11 protein-coding genes and 2 pseudogenes are annotated in these 15582 nt (G+C 71.6%); 9 read left to right on the plus strand and 4 right to left on the minus strand.

Annotation, left to right across the window (positions count from 1 at the left end; translation table 11 throughout):
* Position 1: 1 nt before the first annotated feature.
* Positions 2-1384 (minus strand): sigma-54-dependent Fis family transcriptional regulator, encoded by a 1383-nt coding sequence (locus HYV93_11525; GenBank protein ID MBI2526606.1) that lies wholly within the window; start codon positions 1382-1384, stop codon positions 2-4.
* 20 nt (positions 1385-1404) lie between these two features.
* Here HYV93_11525 and HYV93_11530 point away from each other — a divergent pair, with 20 nt between their 5' ends.
* From HYV93_11530 to HYV93_11540, 3 genes are all read left to right on the plus strand, one after another.
* Entirely contained in the window at positions 1405-2904 is a 1500-nt protein-coding gene (locus HYV93_11530) for an amidase (protein ID MBI2526607.1), read from the plus strand.
* Positions 2905-3004: 100 nt separating this feature from the next.
* On the plus strand, positions 3005-3415 hold the full coding sequence (locus tag HYV93_11535; GenBank protein ID MBI2526608.1) for a hypothetical protein: 411 nt from the start codon (positions 3005-3007) through the stop codon (positions 3413-3415).
* 156 nt (positions 3416-3571) lie between these two features.
* Positions 3572-3739 (plus strand): cupin domain-containing protein, encoded by a 168-nt coding sequence (locus tag HYV93_11540; GenBank protein MBI2526609.1) that lies wholly within the window; start codon positions 3572-3574, stop codon positions 3737-3739.
* An 18-nt stretch (positions 3740-3757) separates the two neighbouring features.
* Here HYV93_11540 and HYV93_11545 read toward each other — a convergent pair whose 3' ends face one another.
* From HYV93_11545 to HYV93_11555, 3 genes and pseudogenes are all read right to left on the minus strand, one after another.
* Positions 3758-4408, minus strand: coding sequence for a response regulator (locus HYV93_11545; GenBank protein MBI2526610.1), 651 nt, complete (start codon positions 4406-4408; stop codon positions 3758-3760).
* A gap of 250 nt (positions 4409-4658) precedes the next feature.
* A pseudogene (locus tag HYV93_11550) lies at positions 4659-4997 on the minus strand (hypothetical protein).
* A gap of 108 nt (positions 4998-5105) precedes the next feature.
* Positions 5106-5453 (minus strand): annotated as a pseudogene (locus HYV93_11555) (response regulator).
* A gap of 321 nt (positions 5454-5774) precedes the next feature.
* On the opposite strand from HYV93_11555, the gene HYV93_11560 reads away from it, so the two are divergent.
* The 6 genes from HYV93_11560 to HYV93_11585 all read left to right on the plus strand — a co-directional run bounded on the left by HYV93_11560 (position 5775) and on the right by HYV93_11585 (position 15456).
* Positions 5775-6740: a response regulator gene (locus tag HYV93_11560; GenBank protein ID MBI2526611.1), complete on the plus strand. Its 966-nt coding sequence runs from the start codon at positions 5775-5777 to the stop codon at positions 6738-6740.
* A 41-nt stretch (positions 6741-6781) separates the two neighbouring features.
* Positions 6782-9721: a PAS domain S-box protein gene (locus HYV93_11565; protein MBI2526612.1), complete on the plus strand. Its 2940-nt coding sequence runs from the start codon at positions 6782-6784 to the stop codon at positions 9719-9721.
* Positions 9722-10049: 328 nt separating this feature from the next.
* Entirely contained in the window at positions 10050-11147 is a 1098-nt protein-coding gene (locus HYV93_11570; GenBank protein ID MBI2526613.1) for a type IV pilus twitching motility protein PilT, read from the plus strand.
* A gap of 290 nt (positions 11148-11437) precedes the next feature.
* The gene (locus tag HYV93_11575; GenBank protein MBI2526614.1) at positions 11438-12415 is read left to right on the plus strand and encodes a D-2-hydroxyacid dehydrogenase family protein; all 978 of its coding nucleotides are present in this window, start codon (positions 11438-11440) and stop codon (positions 12413-12415) included.
* Positions 12416-12435: 20 nt separating this feature from the next.
* On the plus strand, positions 12436-13707 hold the full coding sequence (locus tag HYV93_11580) for a CinA family nicotinamide mononucleotide deamidase-related protein (GenBank protein MBI2526615.1): 1272 nt from the start codon (positions 12436-12438) through the stop codon (positions 13705-13707).
* Between the two features lie 36 nt (positions 13708-13743).
* Positions 13744-15456, plus strand: a complete 1713-nt coding sequence (locus HYV93_11585; GenBank protein MBI2526616.1) for a tetratricopeptide repeat protein — start codon at positions 13744-13746, stop codon at positions 15454-15456.
* Positions 15457-15582 lie beyond the last annotated feature (126 nt).

The raw sequence follows: 15582 nt of genomic DNA on the forward strand, positions 1-15582 counted from the left end.
CTCACGGGCCGTAGCGGTTCAGCTTGTTGTGGAGCGTCTTCAGGCTGATGCCCAGCAGCTGGGCCGCGCGCGTCTTGTTGTTGTTCACGGCGGCGAGCGTCTTGAGGATGGCCTCGCGCTCGAGATCACGGAGCCGCACGCCCGCGGGGACCTCGCCCCCCGGGCCCGCGGCCGGAGGGACGGCGCCCGCCGGCTCGGGCTCGCGCGCCGGCCGCTCGCCGAGTCCGGCAGGCAGGTGCGCGGCGGCGATCAGCTCCCCCGGACAGGCGATCAGGGCGCGCTCCACGATGTTCCGCAGCTCCCGGACGTTGCCCGGCCAGTCGTGGGCGGTGAGGACGCTCAGGGCGGCGTCGTCCACGCCGCGGACCTTGCGGTCGTACTTCGCGTCGAACTCCTCGAGGAAGGCCTGGATCAGGAGCGGGATGTCCTCCTTCCGGTCGCGCAGCGGCGGCAGCGGGATGGCGAAGACGTTCAGCCGGTAGTAGAGGTCCTCGCGGAACTTGCCGTCCTGGATCGCCTTCGCGGGATCCTTGTTGGTGGCGGCCAGCACGCGGACGTCCACGCGGATCTCGGCCTTGCCGCCCACGCGCTTCACGCTGCCGTCCTCCAGGATGCGGAGGAACTTCGCCTGGAGCGACGGCGACATCTCGCCGATCTCGTCGAGGAAGATCGTCCCCTGGTGTGCCAGCTCGAAGCAGCCGACCCGCCGCTCGAGCGCGCCCGTGAAGGCCCCCTTCTCGTGGCCGAAGATCTCGCTCTCGAGGAGGGTCTCGGGGATGGCCGCGCAGTTGACCGCCACGAATGGCCCGTCATGGCGCGGTCCGAGCTCGTGGAGCGTGCGCGCCGCCAGCTCCTTGCCCGTGCCGCTCTCGCCGAAGATGAGCACGGGCGCGGAGGTCGGCGCCGCGAGGTCGATGAGCCGGTACACCTCCTGCATCGCGCGGCTGGTGCCGACGAGCCGCCCGTGCCCCCAGACATCCTTGACGCGGCGCCGGAGCACGCTCACCTCGCGCAGGGCCGCCCCCTTCTCCAGTGCCTTCTGGATGAGCAGGCGAAGGCGGTTGGTGTCCACGGGCTTGGTCAGGTAGTCGTAGGCCCCGTCCTTCGTGGCTCCCACGGCGGTCTCGATGGTTCCGTGCCCGGTGAGGATGATGACCATGGCGAAGGGGACTTCCGCCTGCAGGGCCTTGAGCAACGCGAGCCCGTCGAGCTTCGGCATGACGAGGTCGGTGATGACCACCGCGGGGCGAGAGGCCACGGCCTTGTCGAGCGCCTCCTGCCCGTCGGCGGCCTCTTCGGGCTCGTACCCCCACGCTTGGAGCAGCGCGCTGAGCCCCTTGCGAGAGGCCTCCTGGTCGTCGGCAACGAGGATGCGATGAGCCATGGCTCCTCCTGGGTTGCTTCATGGTACCGCGATTGCGCCGCCGAGGTTGTACCTTGACACTCCGGCTCAGGGTCCTTAGCATCCGCCCCGTGGACTGGCTGGCCTTCCTCGACGCGACAGCCCAGGCCGATCTCGTCCGGCGGGGAGAGGTCACGCCGCTGGAGCTGGTGGAGGCGGCCATCACCCGCATCGAGCGGCTGAACCCGCGGCTGAACGCGGTGGTGACACCCATGCACGACCTGGCGCGCCGCGCGGCACAGGCGCCCCCCACCGGTGGCGCCTTCCCGGGCGTGCCGTTCCTGCTCAAGGACCTCGGCGCCGAGTACGCCGGTGTCGGCTTCACCGAGGGATCGGCGTTCCTGGCCGGGCAGTATATCCCCGCCGAGGACAGCACGCTCGTCGTCCGCCTGAAGCGGGCCGGCCTCATCGTGCTGGGCAAGACCAACACGCCGGAGTTCGGGATCCTGCCGACCACCGAGCCCCGGCTCTTCGGGCCCGCGCGGAACCCCTGGGACACGGGCCGGAGCACGGGCGGCTCGTCCGGCGGGTCGGCCGCCGCCGTGGCGGCCGGGCTCGTCCCGATGGCGCATGCCAACGACGGCGGGGGCTCCATCCGCATCCCGGCCTCCTGCTGTGGGCTCTTCGGGCTCAAGCCCACGCGCGCCCGCAATCCGCTGGGTCCCCACTACGGCGACCTCTTCAGCGGGCTCGTGGTCGAGCACGCGGTGACGCGCTCCGTGAGGGACAGCGCGGCGCTGCTGGACGCCACAGCCGGGCCGGAGGCGGGCGATCCCTACTGGGCCCCGCCGCCGGCCCGGCCCTTCCTGGACGAGGTCGGCGCCGATCCCGGACGGCTGCGCATCGCCTTCACCACTCACGCGGCGAGCGGCGTGCCCATCCACGCCGACTGCGTCCTGGCGGTGCAGGAGACGGCGCGGCTCTGCGAGAGCCTCGGGCATGAGCTGATCGAGGCGGCGCCCGTCGTGGACGGCGAGGAGTTCTCGCGCGCCTTCATCACGCTCTGGTCCTCGGGCTGCGCCTGGACCATCGACGACTGGGCGCGCCGGACCGGCCGGCTGCCACGTCCCGAGGAGTTCGAGCCGCTGACCTGGATGCTCTCCGAGTCGGGGCGCGCGAACAGCGCGGCCGCCTATCTCCTCGCCCTGCAGGACCTCCAGCGCGTGACGCGCGAGGTCGCCCGCTTCTTCGAGCGGCACCATTGCTGGCTCACGCCGACCGTGGCCGAGCCGCCGCTGCCGCTGGGCTCCTTCGACCCGACGCCGGAGGATCCCCTCAACGGCCTCCGCCGTTCCGCCGCCTTCGTGCCCTTCACGCCCATCGCCAACGTGACGGGCCAGCCAGCGATGTCGGTGCCCCTGTCCTGGAACGCCGGCGGGCTGCCGGTGGGGGTGCACTTCGTGGGACGCTTCGGCGATGAGGCGACCCTGTTCCGCCTCGCCGCCCAGCTCGAGGCCGCCCGGCCCTGGGCCCACCGCTGCCCCCCTACCGGGGTTGCCTGACAGCGACTGACGAAGTGCGGGAGAACGATCGAGCGAGGTATTCCGGCGGGGGCGGGCGGGCGACAGCCCGGGTGCCCGCCCCAGGTGAAGGAGCCTCATCATGACCGACACGATCCAGCGTGTGGACTACTTCTACGCCCTCGTGCCCGACAAGCCCGGGGAGGCCGCGCGGATGCTCGCCGTGCTCCGGGGGGCAGGCGTCAACCTGCTGGCCTTCTCCGGCTTCCCCGAGGGGCGGCGCGGGCAGCTCGACTTCGTCCCGGCCGATGCTGGCGCCTTCCGCAAGGCCGCGAAGAAGGCCGGCTGGAAGCTCACGGGACCCAAGCGCGCCTTCCTGCTCCAGGGAGAGGACCGGGTGGGGGCCGTGGCCGAGACACTCGGCAAGCTCGCCGAGGCCAGGATCAACGTGACGGCCATCGACGCCCTCTGCGCCGGGGCAGGCCGCTACGGCGCCATCCTCTGGGTCACGCAGCGCGACGTCGCCCGCGCGGCGAAGGTGATGGGCGCATGAGGGGCCGGCTGGAACGGCTGCTCCCGGCGGGCGCCCTCGCCCTCGGTCTCCTGCTCGGCGAGGGTCCGCTGGCCGCCCACACGCCCGCCGAGGGCGTCGCGGACCGCGTCGCACTCGACAACGAGACCCGGCATCCACATCAACGCCGAGCCCGAGATGGCCATCGTCTCGGAGGGAGAGCTGACGCTGGTCACCCGGAACGGCAAGCAGGTGTACGGGCCGGGCATGGTCGTGTGGCTTCCGCCGATGACGGGCCATGAGGCGCGGAACGAGAGCCAGCGCCCGGTGCGACTGCACGCCCTGGGCCTCAAGCGCTGCGAGTAGCCCCCGGGCGCCGGGGGATCAGCCCGCCCCCAGCACCTCATGGACCACCCGCTGCATCTCGTCCAGGGCGAAGGGCTTGGCGAGAGCCACGACGCCCGCCGCCTCGATGAACTCTCGCGTCTCCCTCGTCAGGGCGTCGCCGGTCATCAGGATGAAGCGCCGGGTGAGCTCCGGGCGTTCCGCCTGCAGCCTGCGGTAGAGCCCGGGGCCGTCGAGCCCGGGCATGCGCGCGTCGCTGATGATGACGTCGTAGCTGCGCTGACCCAGCGCCTCGAGGGCGGCAAGTCCGTCCTGCGCCGCTTCCGCGCGGTGCCCATCGGCCGAGAGGAGATCGACCACCAGGTTCCTCACGTCAGCTTCGTCGTCCACCACGAGGATCGCCCGTGGTCCCGCCTGCGGGGCCAGTTCGCTTGCAGGCGCGGGTACGGCGACCGTCCCGACCCGGCCTGCGGGAAGATCCATCGTGAACGCGGCCCCGCGCCCCGGCTCGCTCGTCACCGTCAGCGTGCCGCCGTGGCCCTCGACGATCCCTCGGCAGATGGGCAGCCCGAGGCCGGTTCCCTCCCCCGCCTCCTTGGTGGTGAAGAACGGCTCGAAGATCCTCGCCAGGACGTCGGCGGCGATCCCGGGGGCCGGTGTCGGCCACCTCGAGCACGACCCGCTCCCCACCCCGGCCAGCCCGGGTCGCGAGCACGAGATGTTTCGGCCCCGGCTGCTTCCGCATGGCCTGCTGGGCGTTGGTGATCAGGTTGACCAGCACCTGGTGGAGCTGGTGCGGGTCGGCCCAGAGCAGCGGCAGGTCCCGCGCCAGATCCAGCCGCACCTCGATCCCGACGGTCCGCAACTGGTAGCCGAGGAGCTCGACGGCCTCGTGCACGAGCTGGTTGAGCGCCGTCGCCTTTAGCTCGGGCGGATACTGGCGCGCCAGCGACAGGAAGTTCCTCACGATGCGCGCGCAGCGTTCTGCGGCCTGGCCGATCTTCTCCACCCGCGCCGCCAGAGGGCCCTGGGCCACGGCCAGCCGCAGCAGGTCCGCCTGCCCCTTGACCACCGACAGGGGGTTGTTCAGCTCGTGGGCCACCCCGGCCAGGAGCATGCCCATGGTGGCGATCTTCTCCGTCTGCACGAGCTGCTGCGTCCGCTCCTGGACCTGCGTCTCGAGCGTGCGAGCGTACCCCTCGATGACCCGCTGGGACTCCGCGAGCTGCCCGCTGAGGCGCACGAGGTCGTCCAGCGTGGAGAAGAGGAGCTCGATCATCTGCTGCTTGTCGGGATTGATGACGACCTGCTGCCCGCCGGAGCCGAGGGTGATCTCGACGTCGAGCCGGCCGCCCTGGCGCAGCTCGAGATGGGAGAAGATCCGCTGGAAGCGCTCCAGGAGCTGCTCGTCCTCGAACGGCTTGGTGATGAAGTTATCCGCCCCGCACTGGAACCCCTTGATGATGTCGGTGGGCGCGTGTCGCTCGGTGAGCAGCACGAAGGGGATCCGCCTCAACGCCTCCGCCGACTTCAGCGCCCGGCAGAGCTCATAACCGTCCATCCCGGGCATCGCGATGTCGGAGACGATCAGGTCTGGCCGCGAGAGCCCCGCGCGCTCGAGGGCCTCCCGACCGTTGGAGGCAACGTCGACCCGGTACCCCGCCCCCTCGAGGAGGAGCCGAAGCCGCACCGCCTGCGTACGGCTGTCCTCCGCCACCAGAATCGTCCGCTCCATGGTCGCCTGTCTCCCTCCTGGGTTCGCGTCGGAAGAGACGCGACACCCGGCCGTCGTCGTCGGAAACCGGTCGCGCGTGCGTGGTGGGCGCGGAGCATCTGCCGCGCGCGAGCTTCTGGCTCCGCGCAGCCAGTTCTGGTGCCGACGCCCGAGATTCCCCCGTACACAGGCCTGCTTCAGACAGGCAATCGGCTAGACTCAAGTGCCTCAGATGTACTAGTATTCCACCCCAAAGATACTATCTCAGAACGTTAGTATGTCAAACGTCTCGTATTGCGAGGCCTCCGCGGGGCGCGGGTAGGCGAGCGCCGGGAGGACGGGGTGCCCGACCAAACGATCCTGGTGGTGGAGGACGAGGCCGACCTGCGCGACGTGCTCCGGGAGCATCTCTCGGCCCTGGGCTACCGCGTGGTCACGGCGGAGTCGGCGGAAACGGCGCTCGGCGCGGTGGAGGTGGCGCCGCCCGACCTGGTGCTCACCGACGTCAACATGGGGGCGATGAGCGGCCTCGAGCTCACGGCCCGGCTCAAGAGGGATCACCGGTCTCAACTTACTCCCGTCGTCCTCCTGACGAGCCAGTCGGATCTGGACGCGCGTGTGGCTGGGCTCGAGGCGGGCGCCGACGATTTCTTCTCCAAGCCGGTTGAGCTGCTCGAGCTGCGCACCCGCGTGGACACCTTGCTGCGCGTGAAGGCGCTGGTGGACCAGCTGGAGCGTGCGGCGCTCCTCGTCACGACGCTCGGCGCGACCATCGAGTCCCGGGACCCCTACACGGGCGGTCACTGCGAGCGCCTCGGCCGCTACGGGGTCGCCCTGGGGCAAGCGCTCGGCGCGGACGAGGCGACGATCGAGGCGCTCCGGCTCGGCGGATTCCTGCACGACCTCGGAAAGATCGCGGTGCCGGACGGGATCCTCCTGAAGGCCGGCCGTCTGGAGGCCGCCGAGCGGGAGCGCATCCAGACGCATTCCGCCGTGGGTGCGGACCTCGTCCGCGGGCTCCGCACGCTCGACAGCGTCCGGCCGATCATCCGCCATCATCACGAGCGCTGGGGCGGCTCCGGCTACCCGGATGGGCTCCGCGGCGACTCGATCCCCTTCGGCGCCCGGATCATGGCGGTCGTCGACGTCTACGACGCCCTCCGGACGGCTCGCCCATACAAGCCCTCGTTCTCCGAGACCCAGACGGTGGAGATCCTGCGCCGCGAGACCGACGCCGGGGCCTGGGACCCCCGCGTCACCGACACGTTCGTCGAGGCGCTCCGTCACGGGCTCACGCGAGAGCCATGACCAGGCAGGGTCCGGGGCCAAGATCCGCCGTCGGGCACCGCGTGAGTGCTCGGATCAGGGGACACGGACTCCGGACTCAGCTCATCGTCCTGGCGTGCGCCGTCGTCCTGCCGATGCTCCTCTTCACGGGCGTCGTGGTCTGGGTCCACGCCCGGGACGCGCGGGATGCCGTCGAGACCGCGCTGCGCGCCGGGGGCCAGACCCTCGCCCTCTCGGTGGACGCTCAGCTGTCGAGCTACACCGCCGCGCTGGAAACGCTGGCCATCTCGGCCGCCCTCGACAGCGGCGACCTCGCGCGCTTCTACCGCGCCGCCGTGCGCGCTCGCGCCGCAAGTCCCGACTGGGTGACGGTCGCCCTCGCCGATCCCTCGGGCCGGCTGGTCCTCGACGTCCTGCATCCGTTCGAGGAGCAGCTGCCGCCTGCCGAGAACCCGGAGGTCCTCCGCCGCGTGTTCGAGACCGGTCGACCCGCCGTCTCCGATCTCTTCGTCGGGACGGGCAGCGGCGAGCGGATCATCTGGGTCGCGGTCCCGGTGACCAGCGACGGCCAGATCCGCTATGTCCTCACGGCCGCCGTCCGCGCATCGAGCCTGTCTGACTCCATCGCCCGCCGGCCGCTCCCGCCGGGCTGGACGGCCGCGATCCTCGACCGGCGCCACGTGACGGTTGCGAGGACTGGCAGGCTGCCCGAGCTCCCGGGCGAGCCGGCAACGCCGGAGCGCATCCGGAAGATCACGACGGCGGGCGAGGGCTCGTTCCTCGACACGACGCCCGAGGGGGGCCGTGTCTACACGGCGGTCACCCATTCGCCACGGGTGGGCTGGACGGTGCTGCTCGACGTCCCGGTGGAGGCGGTCCACGCGCCGATCCGGCGCTCCCTCGTCGGGCTGGGAGGCGGAGGGCTCGTGGTGGCGCTGGTCGCCGTGCTCCTGGCCCCGCTCGTGGGCCGCCGGATCGCCGGGAGCATCGCGTCCCTCTCCGACGCCGCCGCGGCCCTCGGGCGGGGCGAGGCGATCCGCCGGCCGCCGTCCTCGGTCCTCGAGGTCGAACAGGTGGCCCGCTCGCTCGAGGCGGCGGCGGCCGAGCGGAGCCGGGCTGAGGCATCGCTCAGGGAGAACGAGCGCTTCTACAGGTCGCTCATGGAGAACGCCCTCGACATGGTGACGGTTGTCGATGCCACCGGGCGGGTTGTCTACGACAGCCCCGCCGTCACGCGCATCCTCGGCCTGACCCCCGACGAACGGATCGGCCAGCCGGCCCTGGACCTGGTTCATCCGGACGACCGTCCCGGGGTGGCGGCGCGGATCGCGGAGGGGTTCCGGGTGCCGGGGACGCCGCACGCGATGCAGCTCCGGGTCCGGCACCAAGACGGCTCCTGGCGGCGACTCGATTCGATCGGCCAGGTGTTTGTCGACCACACTGGCGCCGCGCTCGCTGTCGTCAACTCGCGAGACGTGACCGACCAGCGGCGGGCCCAGGAGGAGATCGCGCTTCAGGCGAGCGCGCTCAATGCCGCGGCCAACGCCATCGTCATCACCGACCGGGAGGCCCGGATCGTGTGGGTCAACGAGGCGTTCACGCGCATGACGGGCTACCCGGCGGCCGAGGCGCTCGGCCAGACCACTCGCCTGCTGAGGTCAGGACAGCACGACCATGCCTTCTACGGCCGGCTGTGGGAGGCCGTGCTCTCGGGCGCGGCGTGGCGGGGCGAGCTCGTCAACCGGCGGCACGACGGCACCCTCTACACCGAGGAGCAGGTGATCACGCCGGTGCGCGCCGGGGGCGGCGAGATCACCCACTTCATCGCGGTGAAGCAGGACATCTCCGAGCGCAAGCGGATGGACGAGGAGCTCAGGCAGCAGCGCGAGGCCCTCTACCAGACGGAGAAGCTGGCCGGCATGGGCCAGCTCCTCGCGGGCGTCGCCCACGAGCTGAACAGCCCGCTGACGGTGGTGACCGGGCGCGCGGCGATGCTCCGGGACGCGCTCCAGGGCGGAGCGCTCGGACCCTCGGCGCAGAAGCTGGCGGCCGCAGCCGAGCGCTGCGCGCGCATCGTCAAGAACTTCGTCGCGCTGGCGCGCCAGCGCCCGCCGGCGCGGCAGGAGGTCAGCCTCAACCAGGTCGTCAGCGAGGCCGTCGAGCTGGTCGCCTATGCGCTGCGCGTGGACGACGTCTCCGTGACACTCGACCTCGACCCGGCCCTGCCGCCAGCCTGGGGCGATGCCCACCAGCTCCACCAGCTGGTCGTCAACGTGGTGACGAACGCCCACCACGCGATGCGCGAGACCCCGTCGCCGCGCCGGCTCAGGCTGACCACGCGCACCCAGGCCGGCGGGCAGCGCCTGCGCCTCGAGGTGGCGGACAGCGGGCCGGGCGTCCCGGACGACATCCGCGAACGGATCTTCGAGCCGTTCTTCACCACGAAGCCGGTGGGCCAGGGAACGGGACTCGGCCTGTCCCTTTGCCAGGGCATCGCCGAGAGCCACGACGGCACCATCGGCGTCACGAGCGCTCCCGGGCAGGGCGCGACCTTTGTCGTCGAGCTGCCAACCGCAGCGGCGCCGGAGCCGGCCGGGGAGCCCCGCGAGACGACGCCGAGTGAACCGGAGCGGCGCGGGGTCATCCTGGTCGTGGACGACGAGACGGAGGTGGGGGCCCTGCTTGCGGAGCTCCTGACCTCCAAGGGGCACAAGGTGGACACGGCGACGGACGGCCTCGACGCGCTCGAGAAGCTCGGCCGGCGCGCCTACGACCTCATCCTCAGCGACATCAAGATGCCGAGGCTCGACGGCCCGGGTCTCTACCGTGAGCTCGAGCGACTCCACCCGCACCTGGTGGCGCGCACCGTCTTCCTCACCGGCGACACGCTGAGCCGGGAGGTGTCCGAGTTCCTCGAGGTAACGGGACGACCGAGCGTCAGCAAGCCCTTCGATCTGGACCAGATCTTCCGGACCGTGACCCTCGCGCTCCCCCGGAACTGAGCCGAGCCAGGGTCATCTCGGGCGTCCCCCGGCAGGTTCGCGCCGCCTCCCGGCCTGCCGTGGATTGTCAGTGGAAGCTCTCACTCCTTGTCGGAGGGCAGTGCCCGGCTGTCGGGGATCTCGGTGCAGAGTCGGTCCGCCCGCCGGTGCACTGGAAGGGCGGGCCCTTGGGGGCGATCCAGAGACGCAACAGAACAAGGGCTTGCAGCGCGTCCGGGCGCATCGTGCTCCTGGGCCCAGGCGTCTGGCACAGGGCTTGCGGTCGAGTTGACCCGGACCCCGCGGCGGCACGGCGGGGACCCCACGGCGAGCCCACAGGAGGAATACGATGGCCGCGAACCTGCAGGAACTGCTGGCGACAATGGTGCAACGCGGGGCCTCGGATCTGCACCTCAGCTGCGGGACGTATCCCCAGATCCGATTGAACGGGAACCTCGAGGCGCTGGAGCAGTTCGAGACGCTCATGCCGGGCGACACGCAGCGCCTGATGTACAGCGTGCTCACCGAAGAGCAGCAGCGGCGCTTCGAGGAGGAGAACGAACTGGACCTGTCCTTCGGCGTGGAGGGCCTCGCGCGCTTCCGCTGCAACGTCTACCGGCAGCGGGGCGCGGTCTGCGCCGCGATGCGGGTGATTCCCTATGCGGTGCGCACCTTCGAGGAGCTTCAGCTGCCCGCCATCGTCCAGCAGCTCGCCGAGCGGCACAGGGGCCTCGTCCTCGTGACGGGCCCCACGGGCTCGGGGAAGTCGACGACCCTGGCCGCCATGATCGACCGCATCAACTCGAGGCGGCGAGCCCACATCGTCACCATCGAGGACCCAATCGAGTTCGTCCACCAGCACAAGAAGTCGCTGGTCCACCAGCGCGAGATCTTCTCGGACACCCACTCGTTCCCGAAGGCCCTCAAGGCCATCCTCCGGCAGGACCCCGACGTGGTCCTGGTGGGCGAGATGCGGGACCTGGAGACGATCCAGGCGGCCCTGACCGTGGCCGAGACCGGCCATCTGACGTTCGGGACCCTGCACACCAACTCCTGCGCGCAGACCATCAACCGCATCATCGACGTCTTCCCGACGGCGCAGCAGGGTCAGGTCCGTGCGCAGCTCTCCCTGGTCCTGGAGGGCGTGCTCTCGCAGACCCTGATCCCCACCGCCGACGGGCGCGGGCGGGCCATGGCGATGGAGATCATGGTGCCGACCCCCGCCATCCGGAACCTCATCCGCGAGGAGAAGATCCACCAGATCTACTCGATGCTCCAGTCCGGCCAGCGGTTCGGCATGCAGACCATGAGCCAGTCGCTGGCGGAGCTGGTGCGCTCGGGGAAGGTCGAAAGGGACGAGGCCCTCAGCCGGGCCGCGCTTCCGGATGAGGTGACGGCGCTGCTGGGCGGCGCCGGGCGGGCGGGGCCGCCGGGCGCCCGCCGCTGATCTCAGCGGTTCGCTGACAGGCGCCGCCGGGTGGGGCCGGGGGCCCTCCCCGCGGGACCGTGGCTTCTGCGCGATGCCGGAGCCGAAGACGTCGGTGTCGTGGCTGCGTATGAACCGTTGCCGCGGGTGGCGACTCAGCGTGTTCCGCGGGGAGGGCCCCCGGCCTCCATCCGGCGCGGGTCCCATGGCCGCCCCGGCTCACCATCCAGCGGAGTTCCCCCCTCCCGACACCTCCCGGGACTGAGCCATGTTAGGCTGTCCGGGGCGAGCTCGACCCCGGAGAGGCTGACATGAACATCACGGTGCTCGACGACTACCAGGACACGATCCGGACGCTCGCGTGCTTCGGCAAGGTGACGGGCCACCACGTCACGATCTGGACCGACCACACCAAGGACCTCGACGCGCTGGCCGCACGGCTCAAGGACACCGAGGCCCTGGCGCTGATCCGCGAGCGCACGCCGATCCGCGCGCCCCTGCTGGAGCGCCTCGACAAGCTCCGGCTGATCAGCCAGATGAGCGTGTACCCGCACATCGACGTCGAGGCCTGCACCCGCCGCGGCGTGATCGTGTCCTCCTACATGGCGCCGGGCCGTCCGTCCTATGCGACGGCCGAGCTGACCTGGGGGCTGATCCTCGCCTCGGTCCGGCGCATTCCCCAGGAGATGGCCGCGCTCCGCGCAGGGACGTGGCAGGCCTACCCGGTCGGGACGGGCCTGCGGGGGAAGACGCTCGGCATCTACGGCTACGGCCGGATCGGAGGCGTCGTGGCCGGTTACGGCCGGGCCTTCGGCATGCAGGTCCTGGTGTGGGGAGGCGAGGGGTCGCTGGCCAGGGCGCGCGAGGACGGTTACGCGGTGGCGCGGAGCCGGGAGGCGCTCTTCGAGGAGTCCGACGTCCTGTCGCTCCACGTGCGGCTGCTCGAGGCCACCCGCGGCATGGTCACGGCGGCCGATCTCGGGCGGATGAAGCCGACGGGGCTCCTCGTCAACACCAGCCGGGCCGGGCTCATCGCGCCGGGAGCGCTCGAGGCCGCTCTGCGCGCCGGGCGGCCGGGCCTGGCCGCGGTGGACGTCTTCGAGGACGAGCCGGTCCTGGGCGCCCGCCATCCGCTCCTCTCCATGGACAGCGTGGTCTCGACGCCGCATCTCGGCTACGTGGAGCGCGACCAGCTCGAGATCATGTGCAGCATGATCTTCGACCAGATGCTCGCCTACGCCGGCGGCAGGCCCATCAACGTCGTGAACCCCGACGTGCTGCGGCGCTGACCCGGAGACCCCGCTCGGGGATGCGCATCGAGATCATCTGCACGGGCGATGAGGTCCTCACGGGGAAGATCGTCAACAGCAACTTCTCGTACATGAGCCAGAGGCTCGAGGACGTCGGGCTCGCGGTCCGCTGGGGCACAACGGTCGGCGACGATCGGGAGAGCCTGCTGCGGGCCTTCCAGCTGGCGGGGGAGCGGGCCGACGCGGTCATCGTCAACGGGGGCCTGGGGCCCACGGTGGACGACCTGTCCCAGGAAGTCGCGGCCCAGGCCGCGGACGTCTCACTCGTCCTCGACGAGGCGTGGCTCGGGCGCATGGAGGAGTTCTTTCGCCGGCGCAGCCGCGTGATGCCGCCCAACAACCGGAAGCAGGCCATGCTCCCCGCCAGCGCGGAGATGCTCGACAACCCCATCGGGACCGCCTGCGGCTTCGCGCTCGACATCGGCCGGGCCCGCTTCTTCTTCACCCCCGGGGTGCCGCGCGAGCTCCGCCGGATGCTCGAGGAGCAGGTCATCCCGCGACTGCTCGCGCGCAGCGGCCTGCAGACGGCCATCGTGTTGAAGCGGTTCCACTCCTACGGGCTGGGCGAATCGCATGTCGATACCCTGCTGGCCGGCGTGGAGGCGCTCATCCCCGACGGGAGCGTGAAGCTCGGCTTCCGGGCCCATTACCCACAGCTCGAGACCAAGCTCACCGTGCGCGGCGCCGACATGGACGACATCCGGAGGAAGCTCGACCCCGTGGAACGGGAAGTGCGCAAGCGGCTCGGCAACTTCATCCTGGCGGAGGACGATCAGACGCTGGAGGGGGTCGTCCTGGCGGAGCTCACGAGGCGCCGGGCCTCGCTGTCGATCGCGGAGACCTTCACCGGTGGGCAGATCGCCGGACGCATCGCCCACCTCCCGGAGGCGGAACGGGTCTTTCGCCGCGGCGTGGTCGCGCGGGACCTGACCGAGTTGTGCTCGGCCGTCGGCCTCGACGGCGCTGCGCTGCCGGGTGCCATCACCCGCGAGACGGCCGAGGCCGTGGCGCGCGCCGCGCGGCGTCACACCGGTTCCACCCATGCCCTGGCGGTGCTCATCGATCTCGACGAGGGCGCGGACCGGTTCGACCTCGGGGGCACCATCTGCCTGGCCATCGCAACCGAGCAGGACGTCGCCTCTCGGCGCAGTCGCATCCTCGGCGGGCGCGAGTGGGTGCGACTGGGCGCCGTGGAGCTGGGGCTGGACTGCCTTCGCCGCCATCTCAAGGACTTGCCGGTGACCGAGCGGATCGACTTCGAGAAAACCTGAGGGCGGGGTCAGGTCTTGCAATCGCACATTGTCGTAATGCAAGACCTGACCCCCGGCCCGTTCGACGGCCGACGACTCCGCACCGCGCTGCTCGGGCTCCTCCTGGCCCTGACCTGGAGCGCTCCGGCGAGCGGGCAGGCGGCCGGCGGCGGCGACCTCGCGGCCGAGGCACAGCGCCTGAACGAGGAGGGCGTCAGGCTCTATCGGGCGGGCGATCTCGGCGGCGCCGCGGAGGCGCTGCGCCGCGCCGTCTCGCTCACCGAGCAGGCGCTGGGGCCCGCTCACCGGGCGCTGGCTACCCCGCTGAGCAATCTTGCCCTGGTGCTCACGGCCGCCGCGGAGTACGCGGCGGCGCGCCCCCTGTACGAGCGGGCGCTCGCCATCGACGAGGCGACCCACGGGCCCGATCACCCAGGGGTCGCCACGGATCTCAACAACCTCGCCGGGCTCCTCCGGGCCACCGGCGACCTCGCGGGCGCGCGGGCCGGCTACGAGCGCGCGCTCGCGATCAACGAGCAGGCCCTCGGGCCAGCGCATCCCGACCTGGGCTCGGCGCTCAATAACCTGGCCCTGGTGCTCAAGGAGGCCGGCGAGCACGCCCGGGCCCGAGCGCTCTACGAGCGGGCGCTCGCGATCAAGGAGCAGGCGCTCGGCCCCGGCCATCCCGACGTCGCCGACGCGCTCAACAACCTGGCCGCCCTCCTCGAGGCCACCGCCGACTTCGACGAGGCGCGGGCGCTCCACGAGCGCGCGCTCCGCGTCAAGGAGCGGGCGCTCGGCCCCGGCCATCCCGACGTCGCGGTGAGCCTCAATAACCTGGCCGCGCTTCTCGCAGCCGTCGGCGAGCATGCCGGGGCCCGGCCCCTGCTCGAGCGCGCGCTCCGCATCCAGGAGGCCGCCCTCGGGCCCGCGCATCCCCTCGTCGCCGCGAGCCTTCTGAATCTGGCCGGCCTCGTGCGCGTCACGGGTGACTACGCCGCGGCCCGGGCGCTCTCCGAGCGGGCGCTCCGCATCCAGGAGGACGCCTTCGGCGCCGATCATCCGCGCGTCGGCGGCGGTCTCGGCATCCTCGCCTCGCTGCTCGAGGCCATGGGCCAGGTGGCGGAAGCCCGGGCGCTCCACGAGCGGGTGCTCGCGATCACGGAGGGCTGGCTCGGGCCTGACCACCTCGACGTGGCCGCCGCGCTCGGCAACCTCGCCGTGCTCCTCCGGGGAGCCGGCGACCTGGCCGCCGCCCGGCCACTGCTCGACCGGGCTCTGGCCATCTCCGAGCGCCGGCTCGGGCCTGAGCACCCGGATGTCGCGCTGGGCCTCAACAACCTCGCCGCCCTCCTCCACTCGGCACGGGATCTGGGCGCAGCCCGGCCGCTCTACGAGCGCGCGCTGGGCATCCGGGAGCGCGTCCTCGGGCCTGAGCACCCCGACGTGGCCACGAGCCTGGCCAACCTGGGAGCGCTGGAGCAGGCGACGGGCGACACGACGCGGGCACGCCTGCTCTACGAGCGCGCCGTCGCCATCTGGGAGCGCGCGCTGGGGCCGGCGCATCCGGATGTGGCGGCGGGCTTACGCCCCCTGGCGGCGCTACGGCAGTTCATGGGCGATCTCCACGGCGCCCGGCCCCTCTGGGAGCGTGCGCGGCGGATCGAGGGGGCGGCCGCCAGGAACAACCTCGAGCTGGGCGACGAGGCGCAGCGTGGACTGGGTGCGGCCTCGCGCCCCGGGCTGCTCGCCTACGTAAGGCGTCGTTAATAAATAAAGCTAGCAAGTTCCGCCTCCTGGTCGCTATCATGACCGTGCATGAAGCCGGACGCTCTGCTGCGGCGGAAGTTCGCGTCGGTCTGGCCGATGTTGGACGAACGGACGCGCCGCCTGATG

It is taken from the genome of Candidatus Rokuibacteriota bacterium, from assembly GCA_016188005.1.
Lineage (GTDB): Bacteria > Methylomirabilota > Methylomirabilia > Rokubacteriales > CSP1-6 > UBA12499.